18 protein-coding genes and 1 pseudogene are annotated in these 21751 nt (G+C 45.8%); 5 read left to right on the top strand and 14 right to left on the bottom strand.

The window, feature by feature from the left end; translation table 11 throughout:
- Positions 1 to 122: 122 nt before the first annotated feature.
- Positions 123 to 1412, top strand: coding sequence for a phosphoribosylamine--glycine ligase (gene purD / locus R7O03_RS21815; RefSeq protein WP_318132021.1), 1290 nt, complete (start codon positions 123 to 125; stop codon positions 1410 to 1412).
- An 83-nt stretch (positions 1413 to 1495) separates the two neighbouring features.
- Here purD and R7O03_RS21810 read toward each other — a convergent pair whose 3' ends face one another.
- Entirely contained in the window at positions 1496 to 2194 is a 699-nt protein-coding gene (locus R7O03_RS21810; protein WP_165439089.1) for a DUF1481 domain-containing protein, read from the bottom strand.
- Between the two features lie 39 nt (positions 2195 to 2233).
- Positions 2234 to 2506, bottom strand: coding sequence for a nucleoid-associated protein HU-alpha (hupA, locus tag R7O03_RS21805; protein ID WP_005382524.1), 273 nt, complete (start codon positions 2504 to 2506; stop codon positions 2234 to 2236).
- Between the two features lie 253 nt (positions 2507 to 2759).
- Between hupA and R7O03_RS21800 the strand changes: the two genes are divergently transcribed.
- Positions 2760 to 3893 carry a hemolysin family protein gene (locus R7O03_RS21800; protein ID WP_005382522.1) on the top strand — a complete coding sequence of 378 codons (1134 nt, stop codon included), beginning with the start codon at positions 2760 to 2762 and terminating at the stop codon, positions 3891 to 3893.
- 76 nt (positions 3894 to 3969) lie between these two features.
- On the opposite strand, the gene R7O03_RS21795 is transcribed toward R7O03_RS21800, so the two are convergent.
- Positions 3970 to 4557, bottom strand: a complete 588-nt coding sequence (locus tag R7O03_RS21795; RefSeq protein WP_005382520.1) for a YjaG family protein — start codon at positions 4555 to 4557, stop codon at positions 3970 to 3972.
- Positions 4558 to 4623: 66 nt separating this feature from the next.
- Between R7O03_RS21795 and R7O03_RS21790 the strand changes: the two genes are divergently transcribed.
- Positions 4624 to 5547, top strand: a complete 924-nt coding sequence (locus tag R7O03_RS21790) for a D-2-hydroxyacid dehydrogenase (RefSeq protein ID WP_005384694.1) — start codon at positions 4624 to 4626, stop codon at positions 5545 to 5547.
- Between the two features lie 2 nt (positions 5548 to 5549).
- Positions 5550 to 6122 (top strand): uracil-DNA glycosylase family protein, encoded by a 573-nt coding sequence (locus R7O03_RS21785; protein WP_104979821.1) that lies wholly within the window; start codon positions 5550 to 5552, stop codon positions 6120 to 6122.
- 221 nt (positions 6123 to 6343) lie between these two features.
- Here the strand turns inward: R7O03_RS21785 and hemE are convergent, their stop codons facing one another.
- Positions 6344 to 7411 carry a uroporphyrinogen decarboxylase gene (hemE, locus tag R7O03_RS21780; RefSeq protein ID WP_005382517.1) on the bottom strand — a complete coding sequence of 356 codons (1068 nt, stop codon included), beginning with the start codon at positions 7409 to 7411 and terminating at the stop codon, positions 6344 to 6346.
- Between the two features lie 247 nt (positions 7412 to 7658).
- On the bottom strand, positions 7659 to 8456 hold the full coding sequence (gene nudC, locus R7O03_RS21775; RefSeq protein ID WP_005382516.1) for an NAD(+) diphosphatase: 798 nt from the start codon (positions 8454 to 8456) through the stop codon (positions 7659 to 7661).
- A 177-nt stretch (positions 8457 to 8633) separates the two neighbouring features.
- Between nudC and R7O03_RS21770 the strand changes: the two genes are divergently transcribed.
- A complete protein-coding gene (locus R7O03_RS21770; RefSeq protein WP_005382515.1) occupies positions 8634 to 9125 on the top strand; it encodes an Rsd/AlgQ family anti-sigma factor in 492 nt (163 codons plus the stop codon).
- Between the two features lie 172 nt (positions 9126 to 9297).
- Here R7O03_RS21770 and rpoC read toward each other — a convergent pair whose 3' ends face one another.
- The 9 genes and pseudogenes from rpoC to tuf all read right to left on the bottom strand — a co-directional run.
- Positions 9298 to 13500 carry a DNA-directed RNA polymerase subunit beta' gene (gene rpoC / locus R7O03_RS21765; protein ID WP_005382514.1) on the bottom strand — a complete coding sequence of 1401 codons (4203 nt, stop codon included), beginning with the start codon at positions 13498 to 13500 and terminating at the stop codon, positions 9298 to 9300.
- A gap of 104 nt (positions 13501 to 13604) precedes the next feature.
- Positions 13605 to 17633 carry a DNA-directed RNA polymerase subunit beta gene (rpoB, locus tag R7O03_RS21760; protein ID WP_005384685.1) on the bottom strand — a complete coding sequence of 1343 codons (4029 nt, stop codon included), beginning with the start codon at positions 17631 to 17633 and terminating at the stop codon, positions 13605 to 13607.
- A gap of 252 nt (positions 17634 to 17885) precedes the next feature.
- Complete coding sequence (gene rplL, locus R7O03_RS21755; RefSeq protein WP_005382540.1) at positions 17886 to 18254, bottom strand: 50S ribosomal protein L7/L12; 369 nt, start codon at positions 18252 to 18254, stop codon at positions 17886 to 17888.
- A gap of 57 nt (positions 18255 to 18311) precedes the next feature.
- Complete coding sequence (gene rplJ, locus R7O03_RS21750) at positions 18312 to 18806, bottom strand: 50S ribosomal protein L10 (RefSeq protein WP_005382538.1); 495 nt, start codon at positions 18804 to 18806, stop codon at positions 18312 to 18314.
- A 293-nt stretch (positions 18807 to 19099) separates the two neighbouring features.
- A complete protein-coding gene (gene rplA / locus R7O03_RS21745; protein WP_005384683.1) occupies positions 19100 to 19801 on the bottom strand; it encodes a 50S ribosomal protein L1 in 702 nt (233 codons plus the stop codon).
- Between the two features lie 4 nt (positions 19802 to 19805).
- Complete coding sequence (gene rplK / locus R7O03_RS21740) at positions 19806 to 20234, bottom strand: 50S ribosomal protein L11 (RefSeq protein WP_005384682.1); 429 nt, start codon at positions 20232 to 20234, stop codon at positions 19806 to 19808.
- Between the two features lie 164 nt (positions 20235 to 20398).
- On the bottom strand, positions 20399 to 20947 hold the full coding sequence (gene nusG, locus R7O03_RS21735; RefSeq protein WP_005384681.1) for a transcription termination/antitermination protein NusG: 549 nt from the start codon (positions 20945 to 20947) through the stop codon (positions 20399 to 20401).
- Between the two features lie 13 nt (positions 20948 to 20960).
- The gene (gene secE / locus R7O03_RS21730) at positions 20961 to 21341 is read right to left on the bottom strand and encodes a preprotein translocase subunit SecE (RefSeq protein WP_005384680.1); all 381 of its coding nucleotides are present in this window, start codon (positions 21339 to 21341) and stop codon (positions 20961 to 20963) included.
- A gap of 266 nt (positions 21342 to 21607) precedes the next feature.
- A pseudogene (gene tuf / locus R7O03_RS21725) lies at positions 21608 to 21751 on the bottom strand (elongation factor Tu); the annotation flags it as partial.

The raw sequence follows: 21751 nt of genomic DNA, 5'->3' as shown, positions 1-21751 counted from the left end.
TCATAGGAATAAGTTCACTTGTCGCCTTGTCCTCGTCCCACTGAATTAGAGAGGCCATACTCAGGTCTTTGCGAAATATCTGAGTTTGAGCAAACGGTATTTATAAGATTAAGGATTTTCATATGCGAGTTTTAATCATTGGTTCAGGCGGTCGTGAACATGCGCTAGGCTGGAAAGCAGCGCAAAACCCAAATGTTGAGACTATCTTCGTTGCACCAGGCAACGCAGGTACAGCACTAGAGCCAAAACTAGAGAACGTAAACATTGATGTGGAAGACATCGCTGGCCTTGTTGCTTTTGCAAAAGAGAAGGCGATTGAACTGACTATCGTTGGCCCAGAAGCACCATTGGTTATTGGTGTGGTTGATGCGTTCCGCGAGGCGGGCTTACCAATCTTTGGTCCTACCCAAGCCGCAGCGCAGCTTGAAGGCTCTAAAGCGTTTACTAAAGACTTCCTTGCTCGTCACCAAATCCCAACCGGTGCCTACGCAAACTTCACAGAAATTGAACCAGCGCTTGCTTACGTGCGTGAGCAAGGTGCGCCGATTGTGGTCAAAGCCGACGGCCTTGCGGCTGGTAAAGGCGTGATTGTGGCAATGACGCTAGAAGAAGCCGAAGACGCAATCAAAGACATGCTAGCAGGCAACGCATTTGGTGATGCTGGTAGTCGTGTCGTTATCGAAGAGTTCCTAGATGGTGAAGAAGCAAGCTTCATCGTGATGGTGGATGGTGAGAACGTTCTACCAATGGCCACCAGCCAAGACCACAAACGCGTAGGCGACAAAGATACGGGTCCTAACACCGGTGGCATGGGAGCATACTCTCCAGCTCCAGTGGTAACACAGGAAATCCACAACCGCATCATGGAAGAAGTGATTTACCCAACAGTACGTGGCATGGCATCTGAAGGTAACCCTTACACTGGTTTCCTATACGCGGGTCTGATGATCGACAAAGACGGCACTCCGAAAGTAATCGAGTACAACTGCCGCTTCGGTGATCCTGAGACACAACCTATCATGATGCGCATGAAATCGGATCTTGTTGATCTGTGCCTAGCGGCAATCGACGAGAAACTGGATCAAGCGGAATCGAAGTGGGATCCACGAGCATCGATTGGTATCGTGTTAGCAGCCGGTGGTTACCCAGCAGCATACAACAAAGGCGACGTAATTTCGGGTCTGCCACAAGTTGAAATTGAAGGCGAAAAAGTCTTCCATGCAGGTACAGATAACAAAGATGGCGACATCGTGACAAACGGTGGTCGCGTTCTTTGTGCAACGGCACTTGGCAACAGCGTATCAGAAGCGCAGCAGCGTGCTTACGAGCTTGCAAAACAGATCAGTTGGGATGGCATGTTCCATCGCAACGACATCGGCTACCGTGCAATTGCACGTGAGCAAGAAAAATAAAAACAACATGAGTTGGCTAAAAAACAAAAGGCGCACTCAGCGCCTTTTTTATTGTTCTTGTTCGACAGAATTCGAAGCAATGTTTATTCAGAGATCAACGTTGGCCGAGAAACACAATCAAAGTCATCGTCATTGAGCATCAACAGTTCATCGACCATTGCTTTGTTTCGTGACTGCTTGCCGACAAAAGCCACATAACTGTCTACCGATGAGAGACGCTCGATAATAAATTTTGGCAACGTCTGATTAAACTCGAGCGTCGAGAACACCTTACCTTTGCAGGTTTCAAACGATTGACCATTCCAATAACCTTGAATAAGGCTCTGATTGTTACGAGACTGCGCCTTAACCGATGCCACTACGTCATTCGCTTCTGCTTTGTAGCGCTCTAATTGGTCATGCTGAAGTGGTAAGACTTTACGGTTAACACGATATTTTTGGTAAACCGCTTCGCCATCTTTATTGAAACGGATGTGGATTTGAAAAGGTACCAACTCTTGTTTGGTATCAACTTGCTCGCCTTTTCGAATCAACTCTCGCAACTCACCTTCATCCCAGCGATAATCACTCTTGAACCAACCATTGTCCCCCATAGTCACATAATCAGCCGCCGTACTCACACGAGTGAGTTTCTCTGTCATCCAGTACAAGCTGCTAGCATCTCCCGCAACTTTACCACCAGAAAAATGCGTGAATTGTTCTAAATTAGGAGTTTCAACCGATGAACAGCCAAAAAGGGTAAGGCTAGATAGGAGAAGTGAAGTGAGTAGATGTTTTTTCATGAAATTGCACCGAGGCAGGATACCTCGGTGCATTCTAACTTAGTTTACTGATTCTTTCAGCGCTTTACCTGCTACGAATGCTGGTACGTTAGCTGCTGCGATTTGAATCTCGTCACCAGTCTTAGGGTTACGACCAGTACGTGCAGCGCGGTGGTTTACTTTGAATGTACCAAAACCAATTAGTTGAACTTGGTCACCCTCTTTAAGTGCGCCAGTTACACCATCAAGAGTCGCTTCAAGAGCAGCTTTTGCTTGTGCTTTTGATAGGTCTGCTTTCTCTGCGATAAAGTCGATTAATTGGGTCTTGTTCATTAGGTTTCCCTTCTCATAGGTTATCGAATTCGTCTCACTCTAAAACATAAATGCCCCATCTGGCAAAGGTTTGTAAGCGATCTTTCGATTTTCTGACGTACTTTTAGCCATAATATGAGTAATAACTCACAATTTGTTACCACATACCCCCTGAAAACCCTTGCTTTCCAAGGTATTTGGACCAATTTATAAGTCACTTTTGCGGTTATAATAGCTGCAAATAACCACTATCAAACTACATTCAAGGGCAACTATGCTGCTGTTATCCATTTATATCTCTATTGCAATCGGCATTTCGTTTATCTGTTCGGTGCTGGAGGCGGTACTGCTGAGTATCAGTCCGAGCTACATTGCGCAGCTCAATCAACAGGGGCATCCCGCAGCTGGGCAATTGGCTAAGCTGAAATCAGATATCGACCGACCACTGGCATCTATTCTGACTTTAAACACCATCGCTCACACGATCGGCGCGGCCACTGCTGGTGCACAAGCTGCAGTTGTATTTGGTAGCGAAGCATTAGGTATCTTTTCGGCAGTGCTGACATTGGCGATCTTAGTGCTTTCAGAAATCGTACCGAAGACGATTGGCGCGACCTACTGGCGTCAGTTGGCACCCACTGCCGCGGTCGCATTGCGTTGGATGGTATGGGCGCTTACACCCTTTGTTTGGTTCTCAGAGCAAATCACCAAGCGTCTTGCTCGTAACCACGAAGCTCCAAAGATGCGTGATGAGCTGTCTGCAATGGCGATTCTGGCACGTGAAAGCGGTGAATTTGCCGAGGGTGAATCAAAAATCTTAAGCAACTTGCTTGGCATCCAAGATGTACCCGTAACGCAGGTTATGACGCCACGACCAGTAGTATTCCGTGTCGATGCCACAATGACCATCAATGAGTTCCTAGAAAAACACAAAGATACGCCTTTCTCACGCCCATTGGTTTACAGCGAACAGAAAGATAACATCATTGGTTTTGTGCATCGCCTTGAGTTGTTCAAACTACAACAATCAGGTTGTGGACAGAAACAGTTGGGAGCAATCATGCGCCCAATTCAAGTGGTGCTAAACAATACCACTTTACCTAAAGTATTCGACCAGATGATGACTCATCGCTTACAGCTGGCACTTGTTGTTGATGAATACGGTACCGTGCTAGGTTTGGTAACGTTGGAAGATATTTTTGAACACCTCGTAGGCGAGGAGATCATCGACGAAGCAGATAAAAGCACTGACATGCAGGAGCTGGCTTACCAACGCTGGGAAAGCTGGAAAGAAATGCACGGCGTAATCGAAAGCCGCGATGACGATGAAGAAGATAATGAGCCGGAGAAGCAGGATAAAGAGCCAGAAGCTCAAGAGCCACCGAAACCTGACTCGAAAGAATCGTAATCAGCTCTAGGTATAACAGCTTAAACGCACAAAAAAAGGCATCCAGTTAGGATGCCTTTTTCTATTTATTCAACGATTAAAGTGCAATACCGATGTTGCTCACACCTTCCTCACGTAGCTCTTCGCGCAAATCTTTAATCAAGCTGATGTCACGTTCTACCGCTTCACGCAGCGGACGGAAGATAGCCCACTGGACGTCCCACTCTTCACATACGGCTTCGTTTTCTTTCTGGTTGTCGTTGGTGATTGGCTCTGCACCTTGCGCTTGCTCTAGGTCAGCAACGGTTTGTACCGACTGTTGGCTCACTTTAAGCATTGAATCGAAAAGGTAGTCGCGATCCAATAGACCATGCAGTAACGTAGACAAACCCTGACACGCGTCCATCGCTGGGTAAACGCCGTAAAAATCGAACTCATCCGCACTTGGGAACAATTCTTCTAACTTCTCTAATTGGCGTTCGAAGTTAATTTTCGCGTTCTTAACTGTCAAAATTTCCCATACACTATCAAGAATCGCTCGGTAAGCACGCGGGTCAGCAAATTCTGTATTCTCACAAAACATCGCATAGTTTGGATACATGCGTTCACACAGACACGCCATAAAGGTAATTTGTTGCCAAGGTTCTAGTTTTTCTAAACGAACCTGAAGAGGATTCTTAAGCATAGTCACTCAATCATTGAAGAAAAAAACAGCGAAAGTGTACTTGATTCATCACAGGGAAAAAAGTTAATGCCGCATTCAAATCAGATTTTCCTGCTCTCAGAGCATCGCGACACCTACAAAACGTTACTGGCAGAGAAAAATCTGCCCGATCTTTGCCTCACCGACCAACCAGAAGCCGCTCAGATCGTACTAGCGGATCCACCCTTACTATCACAAAGCTTAGACGAGTTTTCACAGCTTGAATGGGTACAATCCACGTTTGCTGGTGTCAACGCCTTAACATCCCCTAGCCTTCGTCAGGACTATACTCTAACTAACGTTCGAGGCATCTTTGGTCCACTGATTGCTGAATATGTTTTGGGTTACAGTATTGCCCATTACCGCCACTTTGCCCGATACCACCAGCAGCAACAAAACAAACAATGGCAGCCTCACCTGTACACGTCATTAAAAAGTAAAACCATGGTAATTCTTGGTACCGGTAGCATTGGGGGCTATCTGGGCAACGCCGCTAAAGCAATGGGGATAAAAACTATCGGTATTAACCGCACAGGTATCCCTACTCCAGGCGGCGAGTTTCATCAGACCTTTCATATCAATGAACTAAGTAAGGCATTTGAGCAAGCCGACATCGTTGTGAATACTCTACCAAGTACACCTGAGACGCGACAGTTACTTAATCGTCAAACGCTCAGCCAACTAAATCAGGCGTTATTGTTTAACGTAGGTCGTGGCGACGTACTGGATGAGGCAGGGTTGCTCTTCGCTCTGAAAAACCGTTGGGTAGAACACGCCTTCTTAGATGTGTTTGATCAAGAACCGTTGTCGGTAGAGCATCCATTTTGGAAACTACCGCAAGTCACCATCACTCCACACATTGCTGCGCTGAGTTTTCCCGAGCAAGTCATCGAGATTTTTGCTGACAACTATCTACGCTGGCGCGATGGGTTTTCATTAAATTATCAAGTGGATTTCGAAAAGGGTTACTAAGAATGTCGTTAGACGAGCTATTGCAGCAAGTGAGGGCCTGCCAGATCTGCGCGGATAACTTACCTTTGGGTGCAAACCCTGTCGTGCAAGCAGCAAAAGGGGCACGCATCCTAATCATCGGTCAGGCCCCTGGCACACGTGTACACAAAACCTCGATACCTTGGAATGACCCAAGTGGTGATCGATTACGCCAATGGCTCGATATCGACAAAGACGTTTTCTACGACCCAAATAAAATTGCCATTGTCCCAATGGGATTCTGTTATCCAGGCAAAGGGAACTCTGGTGATTTACCGCCTCGTAAAGAATGTGCGCTCACTTGGCATAAAAAGATTCTTGAGCAGCTGCCCAATATAGAGCTCACTCTACTAATTGGTCAGTACTCGCAGCAGTACTATCTCACCAACAAACCAAAGACGCTCACGCAAACCGTTCAGCAATGGCAAGATTGGGAACCGGACTTTATCCCGCTCCCTCACCCATCTCCACGCAATACATTGTGGTTAAAGAAGAACCCTTGGTTTGAATCTGACGTCGTGCCATACCTTAAAAAACGCGTTCACTCGATGCTTTAGGTTACCCATGACCTAATTGCTTGTTTATCTGTACAAGAAAATTAGAACATAAAAGCCGAAATCATAAGCATTTGTTTATATTGAATTTTAATGTCTAATGTACAGCTAGAGTAGTAATTAGATCATAGTAGGCCAAATACTACCAGAGCTGTACGGCCTTGAGTTTTAGGTAAAAAAATACCGGCACTGAATGCCGGTATTTGATTTCAAAAAAATCTAACTTACTTGTGGTATGGCTTAGATAGCTCGTGTACCGCATCCACAAAGACGCCCGCGTTTTCTGGCGGCACATCCAAATGGATACCGTGCCCTAGGTTGAACACATGACCAGTACCTGCATCACCAAAACCTTCTAGAATACCCGCGACTTCTTCACGGATACGCTCTGGTGAAGCGTAAAGCATTGATGGGTCCATGTTACCTTGCAGAGCCACTTTATCACCGATACGTGCTTTCGCGTCTGCAATGTTGATTGTCCAGTCTAGACCAACCGCATCACAGCCCGTTGCTGCGATTTGCTCAAGCCACATGCCGCCATTCTTAGTAAACAGTGTGACTGGCACGCGACGACCGTCGTTTTCACGAATCAGACCATCTACAATCTTGTGCATGTATTGCAGTGAGAACAGATTGTAATCACGAGGCGTTAGTACGCCACCCCATGTGTCAAATACCATTACCGATTGCGCACCCGCTTTAATTTGCGCGTTTAAGTACTCGATAACGCTGTCTGCCAGCTTATCTAGAAGTAGGTGCAGAGTTTGTGGTTCCGCGTACATCATCTTCTTGATCTTGGTAAACGCTTTAGAGCTACCACCTTCGATCATATACGTCGCAAGAGTCCAAGGACTACCAGAAAAACCAATCAGCGGCACTTCACCCTTCAGGTCTTTACGGATCTGGCGTACTGCGTTCATTACGTATTGCAGTTCACCTTCAGGATCTGGCAAACCAATTTTTTCCACGTCGGCTTTGCATGTAATTGGGTTATCAAAAACAGGTCCTTCACCCGCAGCAAAACGCAAACCAAGCCCCATTGCATCTGGAATCGTTAAGATGTCCGAGAATAAGATCGCGGCATCAAGAGGAAAACGGCGTAATGGTTGAAGTGTCACTTCGGATGCTAATTCTGCATTTCGACACAAAGACATGAAATCACCCGCTTCTGCACGAGTCGCTTTGTATTCTGGTAGGTAACGACCTGCCTGGCGCATCATCCATACTGGCGTGTAATCTACCGGCTCTTTTAAAAGCGCACGCAGATAACGATCATTTTTTAATTCAGTCATTCCGTAATTCCAACTGTTAGGCTTTCTGTGAAAGGGGGTATTCTATCACTGATTTAAGTCCAATAGCTGTGTGCTTTGCAACCTGGATCAAGTTATTAACTTTTAAATCAATGCTTAATTTGCACCCAATCGGTATCAGTGTTAAAAATTTGTTCGCTAGCGAAAACTACAATTATAAACTGAGTACTTAGTACTCAGCATCTCATAACGACATCTTACTTACCCCCTCCCTCTCGGAGGGTTTTTTTTATCTATTTATCAGACAATTAGAGTCTATATCTTTCAGCGTTTGTTCGATAAGTGCTCTTGCAATCGTTCCTTTAGGCGCAACAGGCGGCATCTCGTCGATACCAAACCATTGTGCATCAGACAGCTCAGTGTAGTCTGGGCTTAACTCTCCGGATTCATAATCAGCTAAAAACCCCATCATCATACTGGATGGGAAAGCCCAAGGCTGGCTGCCAAAGTAACGAATATTTTTAACGAGAATTCCCGTTTCTTCATGAATTTCTCGAGCCACGCACTCTTCTAATGTCTCACCGACTTCTAGAAAACCCGCAATAACCGTATACATACCATTTCGATGCCTTGGATGTTGGGCTAATAAGATCTGATTTTCTTTACGTACAGCAACGATAATACACGGAAATATTCTAGGATAATGAAGGGTGCGACATTCACCACACTGCATGGCTAACTGGTTATTATTAAGAAAGTTTCTTCCTCCGCACTGTGGACAAAAGCGCAAACTTTGCGTCATGTGCCCATATTGCACAGCTTTACTTAACAACATAAATAATGGCTCAGGAAAATGCAGGCAGTCACGCAGGGATACTAAAGGTAGATCATGCTCTAAATCGGCCAAGTTAAGCCACATGACGGGCGAACCAGAATACTCACCAATGGGTCTTGCACTCGTTACTGGCAGTGATAACTGCTCTGCAGACCCGAAGGGCACAGCACCATCCACCAGCCAAATTTCACTTCCTGCAACAACACACCAGTATGCATTTATCGCGCGGTTAACATCACCTTTTCTTAACATTACACCATCCCTTTGCTTGAAGTTCGTTCATTTTACTGGCAATCTAATTTCATACTAGAGTTTATCGTTAAGTAAATGTGCACTCTAAATTCTAGTAAGGACAAGAGTTTGTAATAACTTTACTAACTTTGCTTTGCAAAGGATACGTTCGCCGATGGGCGATCAGATCATGAGGGCATGGTCATGCTAAGAAAATTCAAACAAACACAAGACCAGTGGGGTGGCTCAAGTGATGTCATTGATCACTGGTTAGAGACACGACAATCCCTGATTGTTGAATATTGTAAGCTTGCAGCGCTGCAACCTTGTTCGAAAACCAATGTTATTGAACTCCCATCTCCTTCCGAACTGCAGGATTTCTGTCAGCACCTCGTTGATTACATCTCCGAAGGCCACTTTAAAATTTATGACATGGTTATGGACCGTTGGAAAGCAACCGGCTTTGTCGTGACTAATGAGATCAATCAAACCTATGGTCAAATTGTTCTAACGACTGAACCATTATTGAACTTTAACGATAAGTACTCAGAAGTGACTGAAGATGATGAATTAAATGATTTCGATTCTGATATGTGTCTCATTGGGGAAATTCTTGAGACTCGCTTTGAAGTCGAGGACTATCTGATACAGCAAATCGCAGAAAGCCTGTCTATGCCACCTGGAGCTTAGTATTTGCAAACATTCAGAAATAGAGTGAGAGAAAAGACTGACGATCATCGTCGGTCTTTTTTGTTTCTAGCTTTATCGAAAATCCCACCGGAAGAACAAAGTAGTATAAAAACTAAAAAGGCACCCGAAGGTGCCTTTTTCTTAAGCTTTTAACGATTACTCGTTATATGACTTACTCTTCAGAAGAGAAACCAGCGTTTAGAAGTGCCGCTAGGTTATCCGTTGCTTGCTCAGCAGAAGGACCATCTTGCGCTTCAGAACGTTTAGCTTGACGCTCTTGGTGGTATGCGAAACCAGTACCAGCTGGGATCAGACGACCAACAATTACGTTCTCTTTCAGACCACGTAGGTCATCACGCTTACCAGAAACCGCAGCTTCTGTTAGTACGCGAGTTGTCTCCTGGAACGATGCCGCAGAGATGAACGACTCAGTCGCTAGAGATGCTTTAGTAATACCTAGTAGTTCACGTTCGAAACGTGCAGGCTCTTTGCCTTCAGCTTCTAGGTTACGGTTAGCAATCTTAACTTGTGAGTATTCAATCTGCTCACCAGGTAGGAACTCAGAGTCACCAGAGTGAGTAATAGTACACTTACGCAGCATCTGACGAACGATAGTTTCAATGTGCTTATCGTTAATCTTAACGCCTTGTAGACGGTAAACTTCCTGTACTTCGTTAGCAATGTACTGCGTTACCGCGTGTACACCACGTAGACGTAGGATGTCATGTGGAGACTCTGGACCATCTGCGATCACATCACCACGTTCAACTTTTTCACCTTCGAATACGTTCAACTGACGATGCTTAGGAATCATCTCTTCGTAAGCTTCACCGCTTTCACGTGTGATCACTAGGCGACGTTTACCTTTCGTCTCTTTACCAAAGCTCACAGTACCTGTGTGCTCAGCAAGGATTGCAGGCTCTTTCGGCTTACGTGCTTCAAATAGGTCAGCAACTCGTGGAAGACCACCGGTGATATCTTTGTTACCGCCAGACTTCTGAGGAATACGTGCTAGTGTTGCACCAACACCTACTGCTGCGCCATCTTCGATGTTCACAATCGCTTTACCAGGTAGGAAGTAGTGAGCTGGCATATCAGTACCAGGGATCATTACATCGTTACCTTGCTCGTCAACAAGTTTGATAGCTGGACGCATATCTTTACCTGCTGAAGGGCGAGCTGCTGGGTCAGTTACTTCGCTTGAAGATAGACCAGTTAGGTCATCAGTTTGACGAGATACTGTTACGCCGTCGATCATATCTACGAACTGGATGCGACCTGCTACCTCAGTAATGATAGGTAGTGTGTGCGCTTCCCAGTTTGCAACTGTTTCGCCAGCTTGAACTGTATCACCATCGCCTTTGCTTAGTAGCGTACCGTAAGGCAGTTTGTGCTTCTCTTTAGTACGACCAAACTCATCAACGATAGTTAACTCTGTCGCACGAGAAGTGATAACGATCTTACCGTCATCAGCCAATACAGATTTAGCGTTGTGTAGCTTGATAGAACCGTTGTTCTTAACTTGAACACTGTTCTCTGCCGCTGCTGTCGATGCCGCACCACCGATGTGGAACGTACGCATCGTTAGCTGTGTACCTGGCTCACCGATAGACTGAGCAGCAATAACACCCACTGCTTCACCTTGGTTCACTAGGTGACCACGTGCTAGGTCACGACCGTAACATTGTGCACAACAACCGAAGTCAGAATCACACGTTACTACAGAGCGCACTTTCATGCTGTCTACTGAGTTCTCTTCCATGATTTGACACCACTTCTCATCGATCAGGGTGTTACGTGGAATAAGAACGTCTTCAGTGCCAGGTTTTAGTACGTCTTCAGCAACAACACGACCAAGAGCAAGCTCAGAAAGTGCAACTTTAACATCACCACCCTCGATGTGAGGCATCATGTCGACACCTTCGTGAGTGCCACAGTCATGTTCAGTTACAACAACGTCTTGAGCAACGTCTACTAGACGACGAGTTAGGTAACCCGAGTTCGCTGTTTTCAGTGCCGTATCCGCAAGACCCTTACGAGCACCGTGCGTTGAGATAAAGTACTGAAGTACGTTTAGACCTTCTTTAAAGTTAGCTGTGATCGGCGTTTCGATGATTGAACCATCTGGACGCGCCATCAGACCACGCATACCCGCAAGCTGACGAATCTGTGCTGCAGAACCACGAGCGCCCGAGTCCGCCATCATATAGATGCTGTTGAATGACTCTTGCTGTTCCTCTTCACCGTCACGGTTAACTACCGTTTCAGAAGAAAGGTTTTCCATCATTGCTTTCGCAACACGGTCGTTGGTCGATGCCCAGATATCGATAACTTTGTTGTAGCGTTCGCCCGCAGTAACAAGACCTGATTGGTACTGTTCCTGGATTTCACGTACTTCTTCTTCCGCTTCTGCGATTTCAGTGTACTTAGCTGCTGGTACAACCATATCGTCGATACCAACAGATACACCAGAAAGTGCCGCGTATGCGAAACCTGTGTACATGATTTGGTCAGCGAAGATTACTGTGTCTTTCAGACCTAGTTTACGGTACGCCTCGTTAAGTAGGTTAGAGATTTGCTTCTTACCTAGCTTTTGGTTAACGATGCTGTAAGGTAGACCAGCTGGCACGATTTGCCATAGCATTGCACGACCAACGGTGGTGTCTACCATCTTGGTTTCTGTAGTGCTGTTGCCGTCTTCGTCTACAACTGTTTCTGTAATACGTACTTTAACGCGTGCGTGAAGCTCAGCTTGTTTAGTGCGGTATGCTTTCTCAGCCTCTTCTGGGCCAGAAAGGTACATGCCTTCACCTTTCACGTTGATCTTTTCACGAGTCATGTAGTACAGACCCAATACAACGTCCTGAGAAGGTACGATGATCGGATCACCTGACGCTGGCGACAGAATGTTGTTTGTCGACATCATCAGAGTACGAGCTTCAAGCTGTGCCTCTAGAGTTAGAGGTACGTGAACCGCCATTTGGTCACCATCGAAGTCCGCGTTGTACGCCGCACATACAAGTGGGTGTAGCTGAATCGCTTTACCTTCGATCAGTACTGGTTCGAACGCCTGGATACCTAGACGGTGAAGTGTAGGTGCACGGTTCAATAGTACTGGGTGTTCACGGATTACTTCGTCTAGGATATCCCAAACGACCGCTTCTTCACGCTCTACCATTTTCTTAGCAGCTTTGATTGTAGTCGCAAGACCACGAGTCTCTAGCTTGCTGTAGATGAATGGTTTGAATAGCTCAAGTGCCATCTTCTTAGGAAGACCACACTGGTGTAGACGAAGGTATGGACCTACTGTGATTACAGAACGGCCAGAGTAGTCTACACGTTTACCTAGAAGGTTCTGACGGAAGCGACCTTGTTTACCCTTGATCATATCAGCAAGAGATTTCAGAGGACGCTTGTTAGAACCTGTGATCGCACGACCACGACGACCGTTATCTAGTAGCGCATCAACAGACTCTTGCAGCATACGTTTTTCGTTACGTACGATGATGTCCGGAGCAGCTAGCTCTAGAAGACGCTTCAAACGGTTGTTACGGTTGATCACACGACGGTATAGATCGTTAAGATCAGAAGTCGCAAAGCGACCGCCATCTAGAGGTACTAGAGGACGTAGATCTGGCGGAAGTACTGGAAGTACAGTTAGGATCATCCACTCTGGGTTGTTACCCGATGCGATGAACGCTTCTACCAGCTTAAGACGCTTAGTTACTTTCTTACGCTTAGTTTCAGAGTTTGTTGTCTCTAACTCTTCACGCATTTGTTCTGCTTCAGCGTGCATATCCATAGAACCTAGTAGGTCCTTGATAGCTTCCGCACCCATCTTAGCAGTGAACTCATCGCCCCACTCTTCTAGACGATCTAGATACTCTTCTTCAGTAAGCATCTGACCTTTTTCTAGATCAGTCATACCAGGCTCTGTTACTACGTACATTTCGAAGTACAGAACGCGTTCGATATCACGTAGAGGGATATCCATTAGTAGACCGATACGAGACGGTAGCGATTTTAGGAACCAGATGTGAGCTACTGGTGAAGCCAGTTCAATGTGGCCCATACGGTCACGACGAACTTTAGTTTGTGTAACTTCTACACCACACTTCTCACAGATAACACCACGGTGCTTCAGGCGCTTATACTTACCACAAAGACATTCGTAGTCTTTAACTGGACCAAAGATACGCGCACAGAACAGACCATCGCGTTCAGGTTTGAACGTACGATAGTTGATCGTTTCAGGTTTTTTAACTTCACCGAAAGACCATGAACGGATCATGTCTGGTGAAGATAGACCGATTTTGATTGCATCAAATTCTTCGGTCTTATGCTGTGCTTTTAGAAAGTTTAATAAGTCTTTCACAATCAGCTCCTGTAAGGAGTTAAAAGGAGCTCACTCGCTAAAGTGAGCACCTTCTTCCAAATAATCGCTTTGGTTCTCTCGACTTTCATCAAGAGAGAAAAGGATTACTCTTCGTCTTCTAGCTCGATGTTGATACCTAGCGAGCGGATCTCTTTCAACAGTACGTTGAACGATTCTGGCATGCCAGGTTCCATGCTGTGGTTACCGTCTACGATGTTCTTGTACATCTTAGTACGGCCGTTAACGTCATCCGACTTAACCGTTAGCATTTCTTGTAGCGTGTAAGCAGCACCGTATGCTTCTAGTGCCCATACTTCCATCTCACCGAAACGCTGACCACCGAACTGAGCTTTACCACCTAGTGGCTGCTGAGTTACTAGGCTGTACGAACCAGTTGAACGAGCGTGCATCTTGTCATCAACAAGGTGGTTCAGTTTCAGCATGTACATGTAACCAACTGTTACAGGACGCTCAAACGCATCACCTGTGCGACCATCAAACAGTGTTAACTGACCTGATGTTGGTAGATCTGCTAGCTCAAGAAGTGCTTTGATTGACTCTTCTGGAGCGCCATCAAATACAGGAGTCGCGATTGGTAGACCGCCACGCAAGTTCTTGATCAGAGTACGCACTTCATCATCAGATAGAGAAGCAATGTCTACTTTCTGGCGAGTGTCGCCTAGATCGTAAACTTTTTGTAGGAACTCGCGGAATTTCGCTAGTTCTTGCTGCTCTTTAACCATCTGGTTGATCTTGTCACCGATACCTTTCGCTGCCAGACCTAAGTGTACTTCTAGGATCTGACCGATGTTCATACGCGAAGGTACACCCAGTGGGTTAAGTACGATGTCTACAGGCTGACCTTTCTCATCGTATGGCATGTCTTCAACAGGGTTGATCTTAGAGATTACACCCTTGTTACCGTGACGACCCGCCATCTTATCACCAGGCTGAATGCGACGTTTAACCGCTAGGTAAACCTTAACGATCTTCAGGACGCCAGGTGCTAAATCATCACCTTGAGTGATCTTACGACGCTTAGTTTCGAACTTCTTATCGAAGTCAGCTTTTAGCTCATCCCACTGCTCAGCAAGTTGCTCAAGCTGAGTTTGTAGTGCGTCATCTTCTAGCGTTAGTTCTAGCCACTTCTTACGATCAGTTGTGTCTAGTTTCGCTTCAGAGTAACCGCCTTCAATCAATACAGCTTTAACACGGTTTAGAAGGCCGCCCTCAAGAATCTGGAATTCTTCAGTTAGGTCTTTCTTCGCTTCTTTAAGCTGCATCTGTTCGATTTCAAGCGCACGCTTGTCTTTCTCTACGCCATCGCGAGTAAAGACTTGAACGTCGATGATCGTACCTGATACAGAGTTAGGTACACGTAGTGAAGTATCTTTAACGTCAGATGCTTTTTCACCGAAGATTGCACGTAGTAGCTTCTCTTCAGGCGTTAGCTGAGTTTCACCTTTAGGTGTAACTTTACCAACTAGGATGTCGCCACCCTTAACTTCAGCACCGATGTAAACGATACCTGACTCGTCTAGTTTAGACAGAGCAGACTCACCTACGTTTGGAATATCCGCTGTGATCTCTTCAGAACCAAGCTTAGTATCACGCGCCACACAAGTCAGTTCTTGGATGTGGATAGTCGTGAAACGGTCTTCTTGAACTACGCGCTCAGATACTAAGATCGAGTCTTCGAAGTTGTAACCGTTCCAAGGCATGAACGCGATACGCATGTTTTGACCAAGCGCTAGTTCACCAAGGTCTGTTGAAGGACCATCAGCAAGAACGTCACCGCGTGATACAGGCTCACCTGGCATCACACATGGGCGCTGGTTAATACATGTGTTCTGGTTAGAACGTGTGTATTTAGTCAGGTTGTAGATGTCGATACCAGCTTCACCTGGTACTAGCTCTTCTTCGTTAACTTTAACAACGATACGAGAAGCATCTACTGACTGGATTACACCACCACGTTTAGCAACTGCAGTTACACCTGAGTCAACGGCTACGTTACGTTCAATACCAGTACCAACAAGCGGTTTGTCAGCTTTCAGTGTTGGAACTGCCTGACGTTGCATGTTCGCACCCATCAATGCACGGTTCGCATCATCGTGTTCTAGGAACGGGATAAGCGATGCAGCGATAGATACAACCTGGTTTGTCGCAACGTCCATGTACTGAGCGTGCTCACGAGGGTGTAGACCAGATTCACCTTTCTGACGAGCTGTGATCAGCTCATCTGCAAAAGTACCATCTTCGTTTAGCTTAGCGTTCGCCTGTGCGATAACGAATTGGCCTTCTTCGATTGCAGATAGGTAATCTACTTCGTCTGTTACTACGCCATCTACAACGCGACGGTATGGTGTCTCTAGGAAACCGTACTCGTTACAACGCGCAAACGCAGATAGAGAGTTGATCAGACCGATGTTTGGACCTTCAGGCGTTTCGATAGGACATAGACGACCGTAGTGAGTTACGTGTACGTCACGTACTTCGAAGCCAGCACGTTCACGAGTTAGACCGCCAGGACCCAATGCAGAAATACGACGCTTGTGCGTTACTTCTGATAGCGGGTTGTTTTGGTCCATGAACTGCGAAAGCTGTGAAGAGCCAAAGAATTCTTTAACTGCCGCAGAAATTGGCTTCGCGTTGATCAAGTCTTGAGGCATGATTGCGTCAAGATCGCCTAGGCTTAGACGCTCTTTAACTGCACGCTCAACACGTACTAGACCTACACGGAACTGGTTCTCAGCCATTTCGCCTACAGAACGGATACGACGGTTGCCTAGGTGGTCGATATCGTCCACTTCGCCCTTACCGTTACGGATCGCGATCAGCTTCTTCATCACTTCGATGATATCAGTTTCATCAAGTGTGCCTTGCTCTTGAGCATCTTCACGGCCGATAGAGCTGTTGAACTTCATACGACCAACAGTCGATAGATCGTAACGCTCTTCAGAGAAGAATAGGCTTTCGAATAGAGCTTCTGCAGCTTCTTTTGTTGGCGGCTCACCAGGACGCATCATGCGGTAGATTTCTACCAATGCAGAAATACGATCAACCGTGCTGTCGATACGTAATGTTTCTGACATGAATGGACCGTGGTCTAGATCGTTCGTAAATAGAACTTCTAGCGCTTTGTGGCCTGCCTGAGATAGGTTCGCTAATGCTTCCAGGCTGATTTCCTGGTTAGCGTTAACAATGATCTCGCCAGTTGCTTCATTGATGTAATCTTTAGATGCAACTTTACCAACGATGTACTCAACTGGTACTTCGATGTGATCAACGCCATCTTTTTCTAGTTGGCGGATATGACGAGCTGTTACGCGACGACCCTGCTCAACGTAAACTTTACCATTTGCTTCGATGTCGAATGACGCAGTTTCACCACGTAGACGATCCGGAACCAACTCCATCAATAGAGTTTGGTCTTTCACTTCGAAGTTCACTTTCTCGAAGAAGATATCTAGGATTTCTTCTGTCGACTTACCTAGTGCTCGAAGGATGATCGATGCTGGTAGCTTACGACGGCGGTCGATACGAACGTACAAGTTATCCTTAGGATCAAACTCGAAATCAAGCCATGAACCACGGTAAGGAATAACACGTGCGTTGTATAAAACTTTACCTGAAGAGTGGGTCTTACCCTTATCGCTGTCGAAGAACACGCCTGGGCTTCGGTGCAGCTGGGATACGATAACCCTCTCGGTACCGTTGATTACGAAGGTACCATTGTCTGTCATGAGCGGAATTTCACCCATGTAGACTTCTTGTTCTTTAATGTCTTTTACAGTACCTGCTGGCGCGTCTTTATCAAAGATAACTAGGCGTAGTTTTACACGTAGTGGCTTTGAGTAAGTTACACCGCGGATTTGACATTCTTTAACGTCAAAAACTGGCTCACCAAGACGGTAGCTAACGTATTGCAGCTCAGAATTGCCGTTGTAGCTCTGAATCGGGAATACAGAACGGAAAGCGGCTTCAAGACCGTATTGACCTTCAGGATCCTGTTCGATAAATTTGTCGAACGAATCGAGCTGGATCGATAGCAGGTATGGAATGTCCAAAACTTGTGGACGAGTACCAAAGTCCTTACGGATGCGCTTTTTCTCGGTATAAGAGTAAACCATGGGGTTCCTCAGCTCGCTGATAAGTGACCCAAACTGTCCGCCCGCTCCTAGTTACTTAAGGGGGGTAAGGGACAGTGACTAATATAGCTGTTTACTGTAGTGACATTTCATTTCGTAAGAATGAAATGTTTTTTGCATGGATATCAGGCGCTTAAACAGCGGGAAAATTCGCCTATACCCTACAGCGCAAAAAGGCCGGTGGTTAAAAAACCACCAGCCAATTAGCCGTTAGGCTAAGAAACTATGCAATAATTACTTAACAGCAACAGTTGCACCAGCTTCTTCTAGCTGAGCTTTAAGAGCTTCAGCTTCTGCTTTCTCAACACCTTCTTTAAGAGGTGCTGGAGCGCCGTCTACTAGAGCTTTAGCTTCTTTAAGACCTAGGCCAGTTGCGCCACGTACTGCTTTGATTACAGCAACTTTGTTACCGCCAGCAGCTTCTAGGATTACGTCGAATTCAGTTTGCTCAGCAGCAGCTTCGCCTGCAGCAGCGCCGCCAGCTACAACAGCAGCAGCAGCAGAAACACCGAATTTCTCTTCCATTGCTTCGATTAGTTCAACAACTTGCATTACAGACATTTCTGCAACTGCGTCTAGGATTTGCTCGTTAGTAATAGACATAACAATTCTCTTTTAAGTCAACAATAAGTTTATTAAGCAACCAGTAAAAAGCAAGGCTTATGCCGCTGCTTCTTGTTTTTGATCGCGGATAGCTGCGATAGTACGCGCCAGCTTGCCAGCCGAAGCTTCTTTCATGCACATCATTAGGCGTGCAATTGCTTCGTCGTAAGTTGGTAGTGTTGCTAGTACTTCAGCGTCAGTTAAAGCGCCTTCAAATGCAGCAGCTTTGATCTCGAAATCTTTGTTCTCTTTAGCGAAGTCTTTGAAAAGACGCGCTGCAGCACCTGGGTGCTCATTAGAGAATGCGATTAGAGTAGGACCAGTGAAAGTGTCAGTTAGACACTCGTACTCAGTACCTTCAACCGCACGACGAGCAAGAGTGTTACGAACAACTCTCATGTAAACGCCAGCTTCACGAGCTTGTTTACGTAGAGAAGTCATCGCGCCAACTTGAACGCCACGAGAATCAGCTACAACTGCAGAAAGTGCACCACTGGCAGCTTCGTTGACTTCAGCAACAATTGCTTTTTTGTCTTGAAGGTTTAAAGCCATCTTGGATTTACTCCTGGTTGTCGTTACACCACTCACTATCATCACGACAGTGAGAGCTATTGAGGTGCTTCCCCAGAAGAAAGTTAACTATATTACATAGAGCTTTCTGTCAGTTCGGGCACCATCTACGTAGGATAATTAAGTTTGCTTTTACACAAACACCTACGGTCTTGGACGGAGACTGGGTCTTAATTCATTTCGAACTAGGAGACAGTTCAAAGAACCAAAGTTCAGCCCCAACCACAAATATTAGGCGCAAAATTATACACTAATTTTGCGCCTAAGCAAATAAATTATGCTTGAGTGTTCAGGCTAGCCTGATCAACAGCAACACCAGCACCCATAGTAGTAGAGATGCTTACTTTCTTCAGGAAAGTACCTTTCGCTGAAGATGGCTTAGCTTTCTTCAGAGCAACTAGAAGTGCTTCTAGGTTCTCTTTGATCTGCTCAGCAGAGAAGTTTGCTTTACCGATAGTAGTGTGGATGATGCCGTTTTTGTCGTTACGGTAACGAACCTGACCAGCTTTAGCGTTTTTAACTGCTTCAGCAACGTTAGGAGTTACAGTACCAACTTTAGGGTTTGGCATAAGACCGCGAGGACCTAGGATAGTACCTAGTTGACCTACAACGCGCATTGCATCTGGAGAAGCAACAACTACGTCAAAGTTCATTTCGCCTTTCTTAACTTGCTCAGCAAGATCTTCCATACCTACGATGTCTGCGCCAGCTTCTTTAGCTGCTTCAGCGTTAGCACCTTGAGTGAACACTGCAACGCGGATTTCGCGGCCAGTACCGTGAGGTAGTACAGTTGCACCACGTACGTTCTGGTCAGATTTACGAGCATCAATGCCTAGGTTAACAGCAACGTCTACAGACTCAACGAATTTAGCAGTCGCTAGTTCTTGAAGAAGAGCAACAGCTTCGTTGATTTCGTATTCTTTAGTTACGTCAACTTTTTCGCGGATTACGCGCATGCGCTTAGTTAGTTTTGCCATCTTATTAACCCTCTACCACTAGGCCCATTGAACGAGCAGTACCAGCGATAGAACGCTTCATCGCTTCGATGTCAGCACCAGTCATATCAGCAGCTTTAGTTTCTGCGATTTCTTGGATTTGAGCGTCAGTTACAGTACCAACTTTTTCAGTGTTTGGACGACCTGAACCAGACTTAACGCCAGCAGCTTTCTTAAGAAGAACAGCAGCAGGTGGAGTCTTAGTTACGAACGTGAAAGAACGGTCGCTGTATACTGTGATAACTACTGGAGTTGGTAGACCTTTCTCAATAGATTCTGTTTTTGCGTTGAACGCTTTACAGAATTCCATGATGTTCACACCGTGTTGACCTAGTGCAGGACCTACTGGTGGACTAGGGTTAGCCATACCAGCAGCAACTTGTAGCTTGATGTAAGCTTCAACTTTCTTAGCCATGATAATTCCTAAGTTTGGGTACAAACGCTAATCGCGGATCAGCTCCCCGTTTGTGTAAGAAACTTTTTACTTCACTTGAAGTAAAAAGGCGCGAAATTATAGTCATAATCCGCGCCTTATACAACCCTAAAAAGGTGATTTTTTATACTCTTTAACGAAGAGTCTTAGTCCAGCTTTTCAACCTGACCAAATTCAAGCTCAACTGGTGTCGCACGACCAAAGATCGATACAGACACTTTCAGGCGGCTCTTCTCGTAATCCACTTCTTCAACAGTACCGTTGAAGTCAGCAAATGGACCTTCGTTAACACGTACCACTTCACCCGCTTCGTACATTGTACGCGGACGAGGCGCTTCACTCGCTTTCTCAAGACGATTAAGAATCGCGTCAGCCTCTTTATCCGTGATAGGTGCCGGACGGTCTGAGGTACCACCAATGAAGCCCATGACACGCGGCACACTGCGTACTAGGTGCCATGATTCATCGTTCATAATCATCTGAACAAGGACGTAACCTGGGAAGAACTTACGCTCAGATTTGCGACGCTGACCCGCGCGCATTTCCACTACTTCTTCAGTAGGAACCAGCACTTCACCGAATAGCTCTTCCATGCCGTGCATTTTGATATGCTCGCGCAGAGATTGAGCTACACGACCTTCAAATCCAGAGAAGGCTTGAACCACATACCAGCGTTTTTTTGGAGCTTCACTCATGAATAAAAACCCTCTATACCCCAGTTGCTAGAGCTACTAGACGAACCATAATTCCGTCAATACCCCATAGCACTAGAGCCATTACAATACTTACAGCTAAAACGATCAGTGTTGTTTGCATGGTTTCTTGGCGAGTAGGCCAAACAACTTTACGTACTTCCATACGAGATTCTTTTGCAAAACTGATCGCTGCTTTACCTTTAGTCGTTGTTGCTGCAACGCCTAAGGCAGCTGCAATAAGAACAACAACGCCTGCAGCACGAACCACTACAGACATTTCACCATACAGGTAATTACCCACAACAGCGGCAGCTGCCAATACGAAAGCGGCTACCCACTTAAACGTATCTGCTGCGTTTGAGCTATCAGGAGTTTCAGCATTATTTGCTTTCATAAAACCAACCTGTTACAAGTCTTAATATAGACGACAACAACCCCGCTGTTGCAGGGCAAACTCCATATCGCTGAAAAAATCAGCGTACTCTTCTTAAGATTAAGCCTCTTTGCTTAATCTTGCTCTGCGCCCAACCCACTTCTGAACAAGAAAACAGCAAAAATAATGTTGAGTGCAGAAAAAGGGCATCAAATGATGCCCTTTTTGCTACTGGTTCGTCAAATCTAATTCAAGATTTTCCGAAAGCATCGCTAATTCGCTATGAATTAGTCGAAGATCTTAGCAACAACACCAGCACCTACTGTACGGCCACCTTCACGGATCGCGAAACGTAGACCTTCGTCCATTGCGATTGGTGCGATTAGCTCTACAGTCATCTGTACGTTGTCGCCTGGCATTACCATTTCTAC

The sequence above is a fragment of the Vibrio sp. Vb2960 genome, assembly GCF_033337665.1.
Lineage (GTDB): Bacteria > Pseudomonadota > Gammaproteobacteria > Enterobacterales > Vibrionaceae > Vibrio > Vibrio alginolyticus.
This window is presented reverse-complemented; position numbering and strand designations above follow the sequence as displayed.